The organism is Rhizobium leguminosarum (assembly GCF_001679785.1).
Classification (GTDB): domain Bacteria; phylum Pseudomonadota; class Alphaproteobacteria; order Rhizobiales; family Rhizobiaceae; genus Rhizobium; species Rhizobium leguminosarum_R.
On sequence record NZ_CP016286.1, the window covers coordinates 2,232,927 to 2,249,348 of the forward strand.

The following is a 16,422-nucleotide window of genomic DNA, read 5'->3' on the forward strand; positions in this document are numbered from 1 at the left end:
GTCACTACTTTACCATGATATAGGCAGAGCCGATATGTGTCTCCGGCAAAAACTGGAGATATCACATGCGCGTATTCGTCACTGGAGCCACCGGCTGGGTCGGCTCGGCCGTCGTCGATGAACTGATCGCCGCCGGACACAAGGTGTTGGGCCTCACCCGCTCTGACAAAGGAGCGGATCAACTGGCGGCTGCCGGCGCCGAAGCCCATCACGGCACGCTCGATGATCTCGAAAGCCTGAAGAGCGGTGCGACTGAGGCGGACGCCGTGATCCACACGGCCTTCAACCATGATTTCTCGAAATTCGCCGAGAACTGCGCCGCCGACCGGCGCGCCATCGAGGCGCTCGGCGAAACCCTCCAAGGCTCCGATCGTCCGCTGCTGGTCACAGCCGGCCTCGGCTTTGCCCCCGGCCGCGTCGGCACCGAGAAGGATCCGCCCATGCCGACGTCGGAGACCTACCCTCGCGCCTCCGAAATCACCGCGGTATCGCTTGTCGCCCGTGGCGTGCGCGCCTCCACCGCCCGACTCCCGCCCTCGGTGCATGGCCACGGCGACCACGGCTTCGTCCCGATCCTAATCGATGTGGCCAGACGCAAGGGCGTCTCGGCCTATATCGGCGAAGGGCAGAACCGCTGGCCGGCCGTGCATCGGCTCGATGCCGCCCGCGTCTATCGGCTGGCGATCGAACGCGGCGCCGTCGGCGGACCGTTTCTGGCAGTCGCGGAAGAGGGTATTTTCTTCAGGCAAATCGCAGAGGTCATCGGCCGGCGGCTCGATGTGCCCGCCGTCTCACTCTCGAAGGAAGAAGCGGCCGAGCATTTCGGCTGGTTCGCGATGTTCGCCGGCTTCGACGTACCCACTTCGAGCGCGCGCACCCGCGCGCTGCTCGGCTGGCAGCCGCAGCAATCGGACCTCCTCGCCGATATCGATCATCCCGCCTATTTCGGCGGGTAGCATCGGCCTCGATTGCTGGCCGCCTCAGGGTCCTTTGAAAGGCCTTTGAGTGGACGTCCACTCGCGCAACAGACATTTCTGAAGCAATGGTATTATAACGACCCGGCTTCCTAGCGCGAGCGGCTCTCGTTCCTATCGGCGGGATCATAATTGATGTCCCAATCCTTCTCGGGCTTCTTCTTGCCGGGCGGGTTCTTGTTCACCGTCGCATCCTCGGAGCCGGTGATGACGGTCGGCTTGGCGCTGGCGACGCCGCTGCTCTTCCGGTCGGCCCGCGACTTGGCGAACTGGCCGGCCGCGTCTTTCTCGGGGTTGGCCATGTCAATCGCCCTTCTGCTTCAGCGCGTCGCCGAGATCTCTGGTCTCGGGGTCGCGATTATTTTCGCCATGCGCGTCGCGGTCGCGATCCGGATCGTCCTTGGCCTTCATGTAGCCACGAGGCTTATTTCCCTTCGGGCCTTCCCAGCGGGGTGACTGGTCGGTCGTGCCGGGGGCGCCGTCTTTCGGTGTCGTCATGCCCATCGTTGTTCCTCCTTGGTTGGAACAAGGAAAACCGAAAAGATCATCAACTGTTCCCGCGGCAACACTTTCGCGTAAAGCGGCTTACCGTATCGAGGCGAGCGTTGCGCAGCAGAAAGCAAGCAAGGTGACTGCTGCATTGACCGCGTGGGAATATTCCCATTGGGCGCGAAGGCTTTCCCAATTTTCCGGCTGCACGGTCCAGTTCTCCGTCGCCGCGTTCGCCGGCTGGGTGAAGACCATGAAGATGACGAGGTTGAGCGCGATCAGCGCCGCTGCCGCGACCGACAGCATCATGGCGGTTCCATCAGCCCTGAGTGCCACGGCATTGCCGATATTCGCCAGAAGCGCCAGCGGCAAGAGGAGACCGACGACCCACCATCCGGCATAGCCTGTTGCGCAACGAAATAGTCCGCCTTCGCCATTCCGATCTTGTTTAAGAGCGCGAAGACGTGCGCCGCAGGTGCTGCGAGCGCCAGGCCCGTTATGATGACGGCGAGGAATCTCATGGCGGATAAACCGACCGCGAGGCGATGGGTTCCTGGAGAAAATATGGAACAGTGTCGTCCGCCATCGGTTGACCAGAGGTCCACCTCAAACATGGAGCCGAAAATGAGCAAGACCAACGTTCGTCAACTTCAGAAACGCGCTGAACAGCAGGTCAAGAACACCAGCGCCGGCGGCCATCTCGGCGGCACCTATTTCGGGCAGCAACCGGACGGAAAAACCGCCTCGTCGACCACCAACGACAGCGCCAAAGCGCGGCCGAATGACGGAAGCAACTGAGTTGTTTCCGTCGCTGTTAGCGCCAAAAGATAGCAAGGCGGTTCAAGGTCGTCACCGGCGAGATCGGGGGCAAAGCCGTCATAGCCTTGCCACCCCCAGAGCTGCAAAAACCAGGGCTATTCCGGAAGCCAGCGCCCTCACCTGGTTCCAGACCTGCCATCGCTGCGAGTAGTCCAGCCAGATATCCCGTGCCGCCGCGACGTCGTCAGGGACTGCACGCGCGGCGAGCGCCTCGTTCATCGGCACGTTCACCGTAAGTGTGAGCATCAGCCCGAAAACCAGATAGACGGCCGCCGCCGCTCCGAACCAGAAAGCCGCCGCTCCGCGGCCGCTGAAATGCACGGCTGCGACAGTCAGCCCGAGAACGACGGGCGTCAGGAAGAAGGCCGGGAAAAATACCGCGTTGCGGACCGACGCATTCATCGCCTGCATGGCCGCGATCGCCACCCGCGGATCGGCCCGATCAAGTCCCCACATCGTCGAACAGACCCAGGCATAGAAGAAGCCGAAGATCGCGCCTGAGAAGACGACCGATATTACCGACAGTCCCAGAACCGCGCTGCGCAAAGAGGCTATCGCAGCACATCGATGCTCGATATCGCCAAAGCGGCGAAAGCCTCCAATGAAACACTCTATCGCTGGTACGGCGACAAGAATGGCCTCTTCCAGACGATGGTCGAAAGCAATGCCAGGGCGACGAAAACCGCGCTCGATGCGGCGTAAGGGACGAGGTGGATCCCCTGGAAACCCTCGTGCATGTCGCGCCGATCCTGCTTTCGATGTTGCTCGGCGACAAGGCAATCTCCCTGAACCGAGCCGCCGCCGCCGACGAAAGCGGCGAACTGGGAGCGACGATCGCCGCCGCCGGCCGCGATAGCGTCTTTCCGCTGATCGAGAAGATGATCGGCCGCGGCCTTGAAACGGCAGCGCTGGCGGCGCCACCCGCAGGTGTGGCGGCCGAATGGTTCCTAAGCCTGCTGATCGGCGATCTGCAGATCAGGCGGGTGAACCGCACACTGCCAGAACCGTCGGACGAGAATATCCGTGCGCGAGCCGCCGCCGCCATGAGCGCATTCGGAAAGCTCTGCGGCGCATAGAGCAATCCGAGTAAAGTGCTGTCACCACCCTGCCCGCGTGATCGATGCAGCCGCTATTGATCGGCGACGCCTCCGCTCTAGCTTCTGCTCGCGGCCGAGCGGCCGCGAGATACGATCTTTGGGCGAAGGCGGAGGGGCGACGTGACATCCTATTCGATTGACGATGCGATCCGGGAACTTGCCCCGGCTCTCGGCAAGGCGCCGGCGGGCGCGGTCAGCGGCGATTGGACCGCCACCACGATGCAGGCGGGGCATTCCTCCCGGACGGGCGGCTACCTCGATGCCGAGGGAAAGCATGTCCCGGAGGATTCCAGACATCCGCTCGACATCATCGCGAATGTCGTCGAAAAGCTCGATGCCTCAGGGGGGCCACGCTTCAACAAGGTGGTGATCCGCTGGAAGAAGCCGAAATTTCCCTTCATGCAGGCAAAGATCACGCTCGAAACCAGTTATGACCAAACGATCGTGCCGCGCGGCCCCGACGACCCGATCTACGAGACCGCTGCCGCTGCGCGGCGCGCCTTCTGGCAGAGCCGCGGCACACTGCAGGAGGACTTCGCCGTCGAGCGCGGAACGGCCAATATTCACGCCCAGACAAAATGGTTCGGCCCGCATCGCCGCATCCTCGCCATCCATGCGCCGGGAAGGCTGACACTTGCCACCGACGGGCTGTCGACCCCTTGGGCCGGCATATCCGCGCCGGAAAACGGCGTCGAATGCGAGCTTTTCATGGAATTCGACGCCGCGACACTGGATGCGGCCGGGATCGAAAACTGGGCGAACCTGTTGATCAACATCGGAGACCTCGTGGCAGACGGTTATCGCGTCGCCCGCGATGTCGAAAAGCACGGCGCCATCCTGTTCTGCCGGCTGACCGAGGATTACCGCCCGATGACCCGCATCACGCTGAGCCGCGACGCAAGCCGGATCGACGGCCTGCCTTTCGGCTCCGTGCCGCTGATCCGGGCAACGCCGATCGCGGAAACCGAAATCGAAGGGCAGGATCTTTCCGACGACTGGGGCGCTGCGGCCGCCCGCAACGCCCTGGCCAAACGCGGCATGAGGATTGATTGATGTCGCCGAGGCCGGAAGATTGCCGTCCGGCCGGCGCGGTCCTGCGCTATTCCTGGATGTCGGGTTCGACGACCCTGGCGAGGTTTCGCAGCGACTCCTGCCAGCCGAGATAACAAGCCTCGGGCGGAATGACGTCAGGCACGCCTGCCTGCACGATATCCACCTCGGTGCCGACCGAAACCTTTTTCAGCGTCACGGTGACTTCCATTTCGCCCGGCAGGTTGGGGTCCTCGAATTTGTCGGTGTAGCGCAGACGCTCGCCGGGGACGAGCTCGAGATATTCGCCGCCGAAGGCGTGGCTATTGCCCGTCGTAAAGTTGCGGAAGGACATTCTGAAGGTGCCGCCGACAACCGGCTCCGAATGATGCACGGTGCAGAGGAAGCCGTTCGGCGGAAGCCACTTGGCAAGCGCGTCCGCCTCCAGGAATGCGCGATAGACTTTCTCCGGGCTGGTCGCCAGAACGCGGTGCAGGCGTATGGTACTCGGCATGGTCGTGATCCTTTTGAATGGACGGAATGGACGAACCTAGGACGGGCGTGGCTTGGCCGATCCGACACCGGATCGAATTTTTCTTCAAGAAAAATTTCTTGGAGTCGTGGTTCAACCCGGCATGCCATCGAACTGCGGAAGATCGAGCGGCCTTGCCCAGGCAGGCGCAACGCTTCCCGGAACTCGCCAAGCTGCTCTACGCGCGCGGCCCTGCACGGGCGCTCGAGGTCAATGGGCAGCGCTTTCGAACAATTGGCCGGCAAGAAGCTGCTGCAGTTATCCGATGCAACGGTGGCTGCATCACAGTTCAACTGGCTGGTGATGGCCGATCCCGTCAACCGGGTGATGATGCTGGGCGATGAAGCCATTCCGACGAAGCAGGAGATTCACCGCCACGCCGAGGCGGCCGTCGCCACGTTCCTGGCGGCATTTCTGCATCCAGATAAGCGATGAACGAAGCCGAGCGCCCGGGCGTCACAGCGGCGGTGACTGCAATTTTCCGCACGTGCCAACAGGCCGGCGGTCACAAGGCCGCCGCTCAATCGTCAGCAAATCGCCCCGTTACCGCCGCATCGTGCCCTCTTAAAGGTTCCATCGTCGCGACCTCGCCCGGCCTTTGAGGGCTGAGCGATCGACCGAGGCGGTCTTGCTGCCGATCAAATCATGCACTTGAAGAGGAACGAATATGATCACTCGCTACACATCTGTCGCAACATTGAGCGCGGCAGTCTTCAGTCTGCTTGCTTTCAGCCCGGCATCCGCTGTCGACGTGGCCCAGGCGCAACAGCAGCCGGCACAAGCGCAGCCCCCGGCACAGGCGCAGCCGCCGATGCAGGGACAGTCCGGCGGCAACGGTGCGACGGCAGCCGTCAGCGATCAGAAAATCGAAGCCTTCGCCGTTGCCTATCTGCAGGTCGACAAGGTGAGACAGGAATATTCGGCCAAGATCGGCGCGACGAAGGACGAGGCTGCCAAGCAACAGCTGCAGGAGGAGGCCAAGAAGCAGATGGTCGACACCGTCCAAGCTTCTCCCGACATCTCCGTCGAAGAATATTCGTCGATCCTGACGGCCGCGCAAAGCGACCCGGCTCTGGCCAAGAAGGTACTGGAAAAGATCGGTACGCCGCCGCCGGGCCAGCAACAACAGCAGCCGCAGCAATAGGCTGCGCACGGGACTTTAAGGCGCCGCTAACACGTTCGCGCCGGAAGCAGTGCCCGTCATTTGCAGGGCGCTGCTTCTCACTTGAAACGACGACTGCTCGCTCAGTATTGCGACCCGCTCTTGTTGTTCAGGTCGTGCCGTTCGGTGCCCGTCAGCGGCGGGTTGAAGATGCTGACGAGAACGAGATCCTGATCCTTGCCGCCGCGCAGATAATGGCGGTCGTGCTTGTCGAGCACGTAGATATCGCCGGCGCGAATCGGAAAGACATTGCCGTCCATATCCTCCACTTCGCCCTCGCCCTTGATGCAATAGCAGGCCTCCAGGTGATTGCGGTATTGAAGCAGGGCCTCGCTATTGGCGCGAACGACGGTATGGCACACCGTAAAGCCCATGCCGTCGTCTTTGGTCAGCAGCCGGTGGCTCGTGCCGTTGCCCCAGTCGACAAAACGCTCGGTGAGCTCCACCTCCTTCAGATTTCTGACGAACATCGCCGATTCTCCTGATAAATTATTGAAGATACCGCGATGATTCATTTTCATCGCCGACAACAATTAGCTATTGAAATCACTGTCATTTTCAAATGATGATTTCTGCGTCATCTGTGAGGAAATTTTACACATGCAGTTGCCGCCGTTAAACGCTTTGCGCGCTTTCGAAGCCACGGCCCGCTTGATGAGCCTTTCGAAAGCGGGCGACGAGCTGCACGTCACCCATGCGGCGGTCAGCCATCAGATCAAGCATCTCGAAACCTGGCTCGGCCGCAAGCTGCTGCAGAAATCGGGCCGCGGCGTTGCGTTGACCGCAGCCGGCAGCGAATATTACCGGGCCGTCTCCGGATCGCTGGCCGCCATTGCGCATGCGACCGGTAATATGCGGCGCGATCACGACATGCGGGCCATCACTGTCGGCTGCATTCCCTCAATCGCATCGCGCTGGCTCGTCCCTGCCCTGCCCTCCTTCCAGGACAGCGCCCCCGATCTCGACGTGAGGATCGTCTATGCCCGCGCCGAAGAACGCTTCGACGACGAGAGCCTGGACGTGCTGATCACCATGGGCGAGGATCTGAGCGGCGGCAGGGAAAGCCGCCTGCTCTTCTCCCGCCGCAACCAGCCTGTCGCCAGCAGCCATTACCTTGCCAAACGCAACTGGACGATCGGCGACGTCTCGCTCGCCGGCGCCGACCTGCTGCACGACGAATCCGTCGACGGCTGGAAGGAATGGTTCCGCAAGGCCGGCCAGAAAGCGCCGGAGCCGCTTCGAGGCCCGATATTCCAGGATTTCAATATGCTGGCGACGGCCGTGATCGCCGGCCACGGCGTGGCGCTCTGCCCCGTCGAGGTGTTCCGCCGGGAGATCGAACGCGGCGATCTGCTGGTGCTTTCCGGCATCGCGACGGCAGAGAACCAGGGCTATTACGTCATATCGAACAGCTGGGCGAAAAAGCCGGTCCGCCGCTTTATCGACTGGTTCATGACGGAGTGCGGATCGGGCGCATGAGATCCCCTGCCCGCAACTCATCGAAGGGTCGCCACCGAGACGGTGGATGCAAATGGATCGCTCTAATAAAGACGTGGAATAAGCCCATCCGTGAGCGAGTTGGGCAGAGGTTGGGGATTGTTAATCAGAAATGCCTAATGTAAATCTTGGCGTGCACAAGTTGTGCGGGAGCTGATTTGCTACAATATCTGGTTATGACATGAGACTACGGAGGGCGCCTCGGACATGCGGAAAATTCATGCGGCCCCCTCGGCGCTCGGACAAACAGAGGCAAAAGCTTCGAACTTAATCGACCGGCTTTTGTTCTTTGACCGCGATTTCAATCCCGTCGAGAATTTGCTGGGCAATGAGCTGCCTGCTTCTGTCAAACCAGCAGCGTCGTTTTGGGAGCATTTTCCAGAATTGGACAAATCGGCGATTACGCTCGCCCTCCGTTCATTGGGCGACAGTGCCCAGCCTCTGCGAATATCGGGTGATCTTGGCACGCCAGCGTCGCACGGACTGACGATCTATCGGATCGGAGATCTGTTTGCCGTGGTTCGGTCCGAGAAATCTATCGACGATGAGCGCGCAACCCTTTTGCATCTGGCCACCCACGATCCGCTAACCGGACTGCCGAACCGACGCCAGTTCAGCGAGGACCTCACTGTATTGCTACGGGAGACCGCAGGCTCGAACGAGACCCTGTCCCTGATGCAACTCGATCTTGACGATTTCAAACCCGTGAACGACACGCTTGGGCATCCGGCCGGCGACAAGCTTCTTCAGCTCGCGGCAAGCCGCATTCAAGGGTGCCTTACCAGGGACGACAGAGCCTATCGACTGGCGGGTGACGAATTCACCGTCATATCAAGGGGCCCGGGACATCCCGCCAAAGGACACCAGTTAGCAGAAGCTTTGGTTGATGCATTCAAAAAACCCTTCACGATAGACGGCATCGCGCTATTTGTCGGTGCCAGTATCGGCATATCTGCTGCTCCACCGGACGGTACCAGTCCGGAGCAGCTGATGAAGGCGTCCGACGTCGCACTCTACGCCGCGAAGAAGGACGGGCGTGGTCGTGCAAGACCGTTTGATGCCTCAATGCTTGAGTTGCTGGAACAACGCGAACTGCTGCGCCGCAGCCTTCGCATGGCCTTGGTCCAGCAACAATTCTCTATTGAGTACCAACCCATCGCCGAGGGCGGCAGCATTGTCGGCTTCGAAGCATTGCTCAGATGGCACCACCCTCTCCTTGGAAAAATCCCACCAACGGCATTTATTCCGATGGCCGAGGCCGATGGAATAATGCCGGAAATAGGGGCATGGGTTTTGGAGCAGGCATGTCGCGAGGCAATGAAGTGGCCGCAGAACTACATCGTCGCGGTCAATTTGTCCGCGGCTGAATTCTTGACAAGCGGCCTCACTGATCGCGTATCCCAAACGCTAGACTTGATCGGGTTGCCGCCAGACCGTCTGGAGCTTGAGATAACCGAAAGCGTGCTGCTTGAGCGCACCGTCAACAATATCGACACCCTGAATACTCTCAACGTGCTAGGGATACGAATCTCGCTTGATGATTTCGGGACCGAATATTCTTCGCTCAGCTATCTGAAGACATTCCCTTTCGACACGATCAAAATCGACAAATACTTTATCACCGACCTCGAAAGCGATCTGAAAAGCCAGGCAATCGTCCGCTGCATCGTTAACCTCGCACATGACCTCGACATGCAGGTGACGGCCGAAGGGGTTGAAACGCTAGGTCAGGCGGAATGGTTGCGCAGTGTGAGCTGCGACAGACTTCAAGGCTATTTGATTAGCAGGCCGCTTCCGGTCCAGGCGATTGGCGAATTCATCACCCGGGCGGAAACATCCGTAAGCCCCGCGCTACCACAGTGAACAACCGATTTTCGCCGTGCCTTTAGCTATTGCATGCATCAACCTGACGCCCCAGGCAAAAGAAGGGAGGGTGTATTGGAACAGGAAGCTGCTAGCTTCGATGACCATGCATTTGCGCCGATGGTATCGCTGGAACTGAACGTTGCGATGTTCAAATCCCGATGGCAGTTTTGCGACAGGATTACAGAATATCTCTCAGACATTCTCGGCCAAGGTCACAGCGATCCCGCTCGATATTCCAATTTTCTTTCCGTCGCGACGAATGAGCTCATTGAACTTGCTTTCCGTTCGACGAGCGAGCCAGGAAGGATAAGTTTCAGTCTCTATCGCAGCGCGACAGTCAATCGGCTGAGAATTGCATTTCCCGGCGAGGAAGCTTTTGGCCGCAAATACGCCAATGCAAGATCAAACGAAAGCCAACCTGTCCCCGGCGCCGGCTCTGGATACTTGGTGATGAAGTCCGACGGGACGGTTTTGCTCAGCGATTTGGCAGCAATATTCCGCGCCACGATCCGAATTGAGAACGACGGCGGACAAGGGATTCAAATCATTGCGGATTTCCCCTCGACCGAGGACTTCCAATGAGCCTGTTTCCCCTACCCTTCACTGCTCATTTTGATCCGACAAATCAGGAGCTGTTGCTGTCTGGCAAGATGCGGCCTGAAAGCGCCGCTGAAATTGCCGATGCCCTCAAGCTGGTGCAGCAAAGTTTGGAAAAATATAGCGGGGTCATTTACGTCAATGTCAAACGTCTGACGCACATCAACATGACTGCCTTCTCCACCCTGTCCGATGTCCTCACGGCAAGCTGCCGGACCAGGCCGGAACGGAAGATCGTCATCATCACGTCGAGCGTGGTGGCATGGTCGACCTCTTTGTTCGAGACGCTGGCGGCATCACAGCCAAACTTGTCAGTTGAAGTTTACGATTCGGCATTTTATCCGGGCCAGAGCTTTGTCGAGGATGAGACCTTCATCCCCATTCTGCGCACCCAGACGAAAATGACATGGAGGCACGAACGCGAACTGTTGCCTCGCCACGGCCTGCGCAGCGGTCTTGTCATCGCGGATATCTGTTGCGGAATTGGTGATTTCGCCGCCCTGGTTCAACGGGAATTTAAACCGGCACGCCTTGTCGCGCTGGATCATTCCGTGCGCAGCCTCGAATATGCTCGCAGGGTCGCGGCCGACTTCGATCTGCAGGGAATCGAGTACACCTATGGCGACGCTTCCCAAATGCTGCTGCGAGACAATCAATTTGACTTTGTGACCTGCCGACATTCGCTGCAGATCTTCAACCGTCCAGAGATGCTGCTTAGGGAGCTCTACCGCATCTGCAAGCCTGGCGGCCGTGTCTACATCACGAACGAAAAAAACTCGCATTGTCTGGGCGAGCCACATGCTGAATCCGTAAAATGGACTTACGAAGAAGTCGCCAAACTGTTCAGGCACTTCGACATGGATGTCGAGATGGGGCCGAAAAGCCGTCATCTTCTCGCCGACGCGGGGTTCGATGACATCAAGGTCGATTCCTTTATGGTCACGAACCTTGACGGGGATCCCCAGGACTTCGCAGACATGATCGAAGCTTGGGAAAATGTCTACGCGGGTGAGATGGCCGTTCGACGGGGCGACTCATCAGATTTCATTCGTAGGTTCCGGCAAGGATTCAAAGATCATGTCTTTGCTGCTCTTCATCCCAAGGGTTATGCAGGCTGGCCGATCTGGGCAGCTTCCGGCCGAAAGCCGCTGTGATGGACGAGAGATCATCGAAGAGGCCGGCAAGATTAGGCTCATTTCGGGCAAAGTTCATCTTGGTCGTCGGTGGAGCTGTCCTCTTTGATCTGCTGGTCAGCGGTGGACTGGCACTTTGGAATGTTCAGAGGCTGTCGCGCGACGCCACCCTCGAAGTCGGGCAGGGTCTTGAAGCAGCAAGCCAGGAATATATCCGCACATATGCCGATTCCACCGCAGCACAGGTGAGTTTGCTCCTGCGGCAGGTTCACAACGACGTCAGCACCTTGGCGGGTGTGCTCCAGGCGCAGATCGACGATCCCGAGCGTAATTCCGATGTCGGCGCGGCGATCGCCCGCACATCTCCCGGCAGCGTCAGCCTCACCTACGATCAAAAGGCGAACTGGTCTCAGAACGCTCCGGGCTCAGTCTCCGTTGTCAGCGTCTGGAGTTACTTGCTCGGAGAAGACCACAACCCAAGACCCGACGTTCAGACCGATATCCAGACCAGCGCGGTTCTCGACCTTGTCGCGCCGAGCTTGCTGCAGCACGGGGCTTCAAAGCTGCAGATGTATTACATCGGATCGAAAGAGCGACCAATCTTCAGAACAGCGCCCTATACCGACCAGGCTCAGACCTTCGACCGCCTTTATCCGGGTCATAACGAGGCCAATTTCTGGGACTTCTTTTTTCCCGGACTTTATGAGTCCTGGCAGGGCTGGGCCAAGGATATGAAAACGCGGCCGGTCGCGGACGATATAACCCAGACAGCGCCCTATACGGACGCCATTACCGGGAAACTGATCGTTTCTTTCTTTCAACCACTATGGACAGCCGACAGGAAGGATGTCGCCGGGACGGCTGGCGCGGACATCACACTCGACCAACTCGCGCAGACTGTTGAGAATGTGAAAGTGGCCCAGTCCGGCTTTGGATTTCTCGCAATGTCCGACGGAAACGTTGTGGCGATCAACAGCACAGGCGAAAAAACGCTCGGTCTGCGTTCTGCAAGCGACGCGAGCGGAAGCGGAGTGACCGGATTGGAGCGCTCCCTGAAGGGAAGCTCCCAGCCTGCGATAGCAAAACTGGCCTTAGACCGCGAACTGGGCATCCAACATTTGTTGTTGCAGCAGGAGGGTAACGAGGTCCCCTATATCATTATCGTCAAGAAACTCCCCGCGACCAATCTCTGGTCCAGCGGCCCGGTTCGGCAAGAGGCGATGTCTCTTGGAGTGGTTGTGCCTGAACGAGAAATCCAGGCCTCCCTCTATGCGGCCCAAGCCAAAATTTCGGAAGCTACCAACCGGATCGTGATCTACCAAATCCTGGCGATCCTAATGTCGCTGCTTATTGTGGCTATAGCAGTAATTGCGGCTTCGAAACGAATAACGAGCGGAATCAGTGCACTTGCAGATGCCGCCAAACGGATTCAGGCGAAGGATTATTCGGTCAGGGTGGCCATAACAAGCAAAGATGAGGTCGGCGAGGCTGGTGAAGCATTCAACCGGATGGCCGAACAGATCAGCTATCACACGGAAAATCTCGAGCAGCTTGTCGAAGAGCGAACAGCGCAAATCGAAGATGCAAAGGAAGAGATTTCGACGCTGAACGCACAGCTCCAGCGAGAAAATAGACGTCTCGGAACAGAGCTGGCCGTCGCCGAGAGGATCCAGCTCATGGTTCTTCCGCTGCACCAGGAGCTTGAGGAATTTCAGGCCCTTGAGATCGCAGCCTATATGAGACCTGCAGAAGAAGTCGGCGGCGACTATTACGACGTATTGAAGAGCGGAAATCGGTTGAAGATTGGCATCGGCGACGTTACCGGACACGGGCTCGAAAGCGGCGTGCTGATGTTGATGGTTCAGTCCGTCGCCCGCGCCCTGCAGGAAGCAGGAAACACCGACGCAGTCAAATTTCTCACCGACCTGAACAGCGCCCTGTTTAAAAACATAGTGAGAACTAAAATCGACAAGCATCTCACTCTGGCGTTTCTTGACTATGACGGCAAAGAGATGATCCTGTCGGGACAACACGAGGAAGTTGTCGTCGTGCGGGCGAACGGCGAGGTCGAGCGCATAGACACCATGGATCTGGGTATACCGATCGGGCTGGAAGCCGATATTTCTGCCTTCATTAAAACCCGCGAAATAAGCTTCGAGACGGGCGACCTCATACTCCTGCATACGGACGGCGTAACAGAAGCCGAAAACGACGCTGGAGAACTCTTTGGCATCGAACGTCTGTGCCGCGAAGCACTGCGCTTGAAGGACCAGAGCGCTGAGAAAGTCGTTGCCGGAATTATAGCGACATTAATGCTCTTCATCGGATCGCAGAAGATTTACGACGACATCACGCTTCTCGCAGTGCGACATAGGTGAGACATGACGCCAACGGTATATGGTATCGAATCTCTGGCGGGCATAAGCTTGGATTCAAGCACGCGTCTCACGTTAAGCGACGGACCGCTTCAGCTTGGATGGAAGCACTCAGGAATGACTTCCGACTTTATAGCGGAGGTCATGGCTCTGCCCTATTCACGTTCAAGAAAAGACTATGTGCAGGCGCATCATGACATTGGATATCTCAGCAATGAGTTGATCGAAAATGCCGTTAAGTTTCGACAGCCTGGGGAGATCCTCATTGAAGCCGGCATATTCGACCGTACTTTTTTAATAAGGGTGAAGAACACGATCGATGGCGTGACATCTTCTCGCTTTCAGCAACTGCTGCATCGCCTTCAATCGAGGGACCCCGGCGAACTTCTTCTTGAGCAAATCGAAACCAATGCCATATCGGCAGAAAGCGGTTCGGGCTTGGGGTTGCTGACCCTTCTGAGCGATTACGATGCAAAAATGGCATGGGCATTCGAAGGGAATAATGACCAGCGTGTCATACTGACGACGACTGCAGCAGTGGCGATGCCGCCCTCCTCCAATCTGTGAGCGAAGAATGGAAATCAGCGACGAAAACTTCCGCGTATGGGCTGAGAAAAACGAGGTCTATTTCGATGGCGTATTCCGGCTGGCGGGACCGGACGCCTATGCGCCCATTTACTCATTGATATCAGGATTGCTCCATGAGGGGCACAAACAGGTGACGTTCAACCTGACGGGTCTCGAGTTCCTCAATTCCTCTGGCATAAATCTCCTGGCCAAGCTGACGATTGAAGCCAGAAAGATGGGCGACCTCCTGCTCGTCGTCAAAGGCACCAGCCAATATCCTTGGCAAGCGAAATCGCTGCCGAATCTCAAGAAGTTACACCCGCTTGTCGATTTGCGCTTGGCGTGATTCTCTATCCAACACCGTTTGCTCGCAAAACCCCAGCGAGGCGTCCTGCATCAAGTCGACATGTTTTCGATAACAGGCCCGCGGCTCCCGGATCGGCGAGCTGTTTCCAGTTATGCCAAGGTATGGCCGAGATACTGCTCACCGAAAATGGACAAGCCTGGAATGTATCGTGCTCGCTCAGCAAGGCGTACCCAAGGTAATGAAACCGTCACCAACCCATGGAAAATGAATGGTGAGATGACGTCGACTTGATGGCAGGGAGCAGAAATGGGGTTAATACCAGCAACGGGGCATGCGGTGTTTGGATATCCATTCAATCGGAAAGAGGTCCATTATGAGAGCTTTGTTGCTGTCCGCCACTTTGGTCCTGACGACGTCAGCGTTCGCATTTGCAGATGACAACTGCGGCGATAAGACAAATCAGTCAGACATGAACATCTGCGCGGCTGAATCCCTGAAGAAGTCGGATGCGGAGATGAACAAGGTCTACAAGAAGATCGAAGGTCGGCTGAAGGATGATGCCGACACCACCAAGCTTCTCGTAGCGACCCAGAAGGCATGGATTGCATTCCGTGATGCCGAGTGCAATTTTCAAAGCTCGACCGTCCAGGGTGGCACCGCCTATCCGTTCGTCAACACTTCGTGCCACGACGGCCTGACTCAAAGCCGCACGGAAGCGCTCAAGGTTTACCTGAAGTGCAATGACGGGGACCTGGACTGCCCGGTCCCGGGGGCAAATTAAACATCTGAAATATCGAAGTTACGCCTCGGCTCCTCGGTCTCCCGCCTTCCCGTCCCGTCGACCGGTTCCGACCAGGAATCGTTAAGTATACGAAGCCGTGTAGGACTATAGACGGGACCAGCATCGGACCTCGGTCCGATGTGCAAGGGGCGATCAACGTCTAACCTCCCCTACCTGCTCAAGCCGTGCATCTGCCCGGCGCTTGATGATCTGATTCGGAGGAAAACGATGCGCACGGCAACCTTAGCGTCCTTGGCCTTGCTCTCGCTGGCTATTGCAGCAAGCCCGGTAACGATTGCCGGGATCGACATGGCCGCACTGGCAAAGAGCGGTGGAAACGGCGGCGGCAACAGTGGGGGCAATGGCGGCGGTCATGGCGGCGGCGGTGGAAACAGCGGCAACCATGGCAGCAGCAGCCAGGGTAGCGGTTCAACCCATGGCAGCTCCAAATCGCAAGGCGTGAAAGGCAAGTCCACCGAGGCGGCAAGCAAGTCCAAGTCCGTCAAGGCAGACGAGACCAAAGTCAGCACGAAAGAAAAGAACCTGTCGGCGCAACTTGCGGGCCTGAACTCCTTGAAGCGAAACTACAAGGCGTTGATGCATACGTCGGACCCACGCATGACGGCTATCGCGGCTTACGCCGTGGCCTATGCTCAGTATGAACTCGACAATGGAATCGAGCCCGCGGCCGATGACCCTCTGTTGGGGGACGAGGCGCTGGAGGACGCATTGGCTTCCGCAACGAAAACCGGTGAAGTCAGTCCGGCGGTTTTGAGCCAGGCCAAAACCATTCTCGGGGTTGGCGACGCAAACGGGAAGATCGATCAAATCCGCACCTCGCTGGAGAACGCCGCGCCGGCGACATCAGACGAATAACCGCGAATTCAGGTGCGAGCAGTGTGGAGCTGACCAGTATAGCTCCACACTAAATTAAGAGAGCATTTCCGTTTTGTTTGAGTACGGAAATGCTTTTTTTTGCATATTTTCCAACGCAAACCGCTGCGCAGCGAGCGAGGCCCGATTAGGGGGCCCGCTATAGGTCGCTGTTCTTTGGGACCATCTGTCGTATATATTTTCTGGGAAATGTTCAGCCAAGCGCAGCCCCATTCGGCTTTCGATGACAGCAACTCTGGGTCCTAAGCGAACCAACTAAATTCCTCACCAATGACCGCTTCGGCCAGAAGCGGAAATGACTTC

Annotated in this window: 22 protein-coding genes; 16 read left to right on the forward strand and 6 right to left on the reverse strand. The window is 58.1% G+C overall.

The window, feature by feature from the left end; all coding sequences use genetic code 11:
- The first annotated feature begins 65 nt into the window (after nucleotides 1-65).
- On the forward strand, nucleotides 66-956 hold the full coding sequence (locus BA011_RS11195; protein ID WP_065280511.1) for an SDR family oxidoreductase: 891 nt from the start codon (nucleotides 66-68) through the stop codon (nucleotides 954-956).
- A gap of 110 nt (nucleotides 957-1,066) precedes the next feature.
- Here BA011_RS11195 and BA011_RS11200 read toward each other — a convergent pair whose 3' ends face one another.
- From BA011_RS11200 to BA011_RS45070, 3 genes are all read right to left on the reverse strand, one after another.
- Nucleotides 1,067-1,276 (reverse strand): hypothetical protein, encoded by a 210-nt coding sequence (locus BA011_RS11200; RefSeq protein ID WP_065280512.1) that lies wholly within the window; start codon nucleotides 1,274-1,276, stop codon nucleotides 1,067-1,069.
- A gap of 1 nt (nucleotide 1,277) precedes the next feature.
- Nucleotides 1,278-1,478 carry a hypothetical protein gene (locus BA011_RS11205; RefSeq protein WP_017961057.1) on the reverse strand — a complete coding sequence of 67 codons (201 nt, stop codon included), beginning with the start codon at nucleotides 1,476-1,478 and terminating at the stop codon, nucleotides 1,278-1,280.
- 81 nt (nucleotides 1,479-1,559) lie between these two features.
- Nucleotides 1,560-1,835: a DUF1772 domain-containing protein gene (locus BA011_RS45070; protein WP_237352644.1), complete on the reverse strand. Its 276-nt coding sequence runs from the start codon at nucleotides 1,833-1,835 to the stop codon at nucleotides 1,560-1,562.
- Between the two features lie 252 nt (nucleotides 1,836-2,087).
- On the opposite strand from BA011_RS45070, the gene BA011_RS44245 reads away from it, so the two are divergent.
- On the forward strand, nucleotides 2,088-2,261 hold the full coding sequence (locus BA011_RS44245; protein WP_165507519.1) for a hypothetical protein: 174 nt from the start codon (nucleotides 2,088-2,090) through the stop codon (nucleotides 2,259-2,261).
- Between the two features lie 78 nt (nucleotides 2,262-2,339).
- Here BA011_RS44245 and BA011_RS11215 read toward each other — a convergent pair whose 3' ends face one another.
- The gene (locus BA011_RS11215; protein ID WP_065280513.1) at nucleotides 2,340-2,828 is read right to left on the reverse strand and encodes a DUF1772 domain-containing protein; all 489 of its coding nucleotides are present in this window, start codon (nucleotides 2,826-2,828) and stop codon (nucleotides 2,340-2,342) included.
- 21 nt (nucleotides 2,829-2,849) lie between these two features.
- Between BA011_RS11215 and BA011_RS45075 the strand changes: the two genes are divergently transcribed.
- From BA011_RS45075 to BA011_RS11225, 3 genes are all read left to right on the forward strand, one after another.
- The gene (locus tag BA011_RS45075; protein ID WP_237352646.1) at nucleotides 2,850-2,984 is read left to right on the forward strand and encodes a TetR family transcriptional regulator; all 135 of its coding nucleotides are present in this window, start codon (nucleotides 2,850-2,852) and stop codon (nucleotides 2,982-2,984) included.
- Between the two features lie 8 nt (nucleotides 2,985-2,992).
- Nucleotides 2,993-3,358 carry a TetR/AcrR family transcriptional regulator C-terminal domain-containing protein gene (locus BA011_RS11220; RefSeq protein ID WP_237352648.1) on the forward strand — a complete coding sequence of 122 codons (366 nt, stop codon included), beginning with the start codon at nucleotides 2,993-2,995 and terminating at the stop codon, nucleotides 3,356-3,358.
- Between the two features lie 141 nt (nucleotides 3,359-3,499).
- Nucleotides 3,500-4,432: a hypothetical protein gene (locus BA011_RS11225; protein WP_065280514.1), complete on the forward strand. Its 933-nt coding sequence runs from the start codon at nucleotides 3,500-3,502 to the stop codon at nucleotides 4,430-4,432.
- Nucleotides 4,433-4,478: 46 nt separating this feature from the next.
- Here BA011_RS11225 and BA011_RS11230 read toward each other — a convergent pair whose 3' ends face one another.
- A complete protein-coding gene (locus tag BA011_RS11230) occupies nucleotides 4,479-4,922 on the reverse strand; it encodes an SRPBCC family protein (protein ID WP_025395108.1) in 444 nt (147 codons plus the stop codon).
- A gap of 231 nt (nucleotides 4,923-5,153) precedes the next feature.
- Between BA011_RS11230 and BA011_RS11235 the strand changes: the two genes are divergently transcribed.
- Complete coding sequence (locus BA011_RS11235) at nucleotides 5,154-5,375, forward strand: TetR/AcrR family transcriptional regulator C-terminal domain-containing protein (RefSeq protein WP_237352650.1); 222 nt, start codon at nucleotides 5,154-5,156, stop codon at nucleotides 5,373-5,375.
- Nucleotides 5,376-5,607: 232 nt separating this feature from the next.
- A complete protein-coding gene (locus BA011_RS11240; protein WP_065280515.1) occupies nucleotides 5,608-6,084 on the forward strand; it encodes a DUF4168 domain-containing protein in 477 nt (158 codons plus the stop codon).
- Between the two features lie 101 nt (nucleotides 6,085-6,185).
- Here BA011_RS11240 and BA011_RS11245 read toward each other — a convergent pair whose 3' ends face one another.
- Complete coding sequence (locus BA011_RS11245; protein WP_003541014.1) at nucleotides 6,186-6,572, reverse strand: ectoine synthase; 387 nt, start codon at nucleotides 6,570-6,572, stop codon at nucleotides 6,186-6,188.
- 130 nt (nucleotides 6,573-6,702) lie between these two features.
- Between BA011_RS11245 and BA011_RS11250 the strand changes: the two genes are divergently transcribed.
- The 9 genes from BA011_RS11250 (at nucleotide 6,703) to BA011_RS11290 (ending at nucleotide 16,101) form a co-directional block, all read left to right on the forward strand.
- Nucleotides 6,703-7,581, forward strand: a complete 879-nt coding sequence (locus BA011_RS11250) for a LysR substrate-binding domain-containing protein (protein WP_065280516.1) — start codon at nucleotides 6,703-6,705, stop codon at nucleotides 7,579-7,581.
- Between the two features lie 225 nt (nucleotides 7,582-7,806).
- Nucleotides 7,807-9,462, forward strand: coding sequence for a putative bifunctional diguanylate cyclase/phosphodiesterase (locus BA011_RS11255; protein WP_065280517.1), 1,656 nt, complete (start codon nucleotides 7,807-7,809; stop codon nucleotides 9,460-9,462).
- Nucleotides 9,463-9,537: 75 nt separating this feature from the next.
- Nucleotides 9,538-10,047, forward strand: coding sequence for a hypothetical protein (locus tag BA011_RS11260; RefSeq protein WP_065280518.1), 510 nt, complete (start codon nucleotides 9,538-9,540; stop codon nucleotides 10,045-10,047).
- Nucleotides 10,044-11,216, forward strand: a complete 1,173-nt coding sequence (locus tag BA011_RS11265; RefSeq protein ID WP_065280519.1) for a class I SAM-dependent methyltransferase — start codon at nucleotides 10,044-10,046, stop codon at nucleotides 11,214-11,216. Before BA011_RS11260 ends, BA011_RS11265 begins: the two co-directional genes overlap by 4 nt.
- Nucleotides 11,213-13,573, forward strand: a complete 2,361-nt coding sequence (locus BA011_RS11270; RefSeq protein ID WP_065280520.1) for a SpoIIE family protein phosphatase — start codon at nucleotides 11,213-11,215, stop codon at nucleotides 13,571-13,573. Before BA011_RS11265 ends, BA011_RS11270 begins: the two co-directional genes overlap by 4 nt.
- A gap of 3 nt (nucleotides 13,574-13,576) precedes the next feature.
- Nucleotides 13,577-14,137 (forward strand): slr1658 superfamily regulator, encoded by a 561-nt coding sequence (locus tag BA011_RS11275; protein WP_065280521.1) that lies wholly within the window; start codon nucleotides 13,577-13,579, stop codon nucleotides 14,135-14,137.
- Between the two features lie 7 nt (nucleotides 14,138-14,144).
- Nucleotides 14,145-14,483, forward strand: a complete 339-nt coding sequence (locus BA011_RS11280; RefSeq protein ID WP_017961073.1) for a slr1659 superfamily regulator — start codon at nucleotides 14,145-14,147, stop codon at nucleotides 14,481-14,483.
- A 334-nt stretch (nucleotides 14,484-14,817) separates the two neighbouring features.
- Nucleotides 14,818-15,225, forward strand: a complete 408-nt coding sequence (locus BA011_RS11285; protein WP_065280522.1) for a lysozyme inhibitor LprI family protein — start codon at nucleotides 14,818-14,820, stop codon at nucleotides 15,223-15,225.
- A gap of 228 nt (nucleotides 15,226-15,453) precedes the next feature.
- Nucleotides 15,454-16,101: a hypothetical protein gene (locus tag BA011_RS11290; RefSeq protein WP_065280523.1), complete on the forward strand. Its 648-nt coding sequence runs from the start codon at nucleotides 15,454-15,456 to the stop codon at nucleotides 16,099-16,101.
- Nucleotides 16,102-16,422 lie beyond the last annotated feature (321 nt).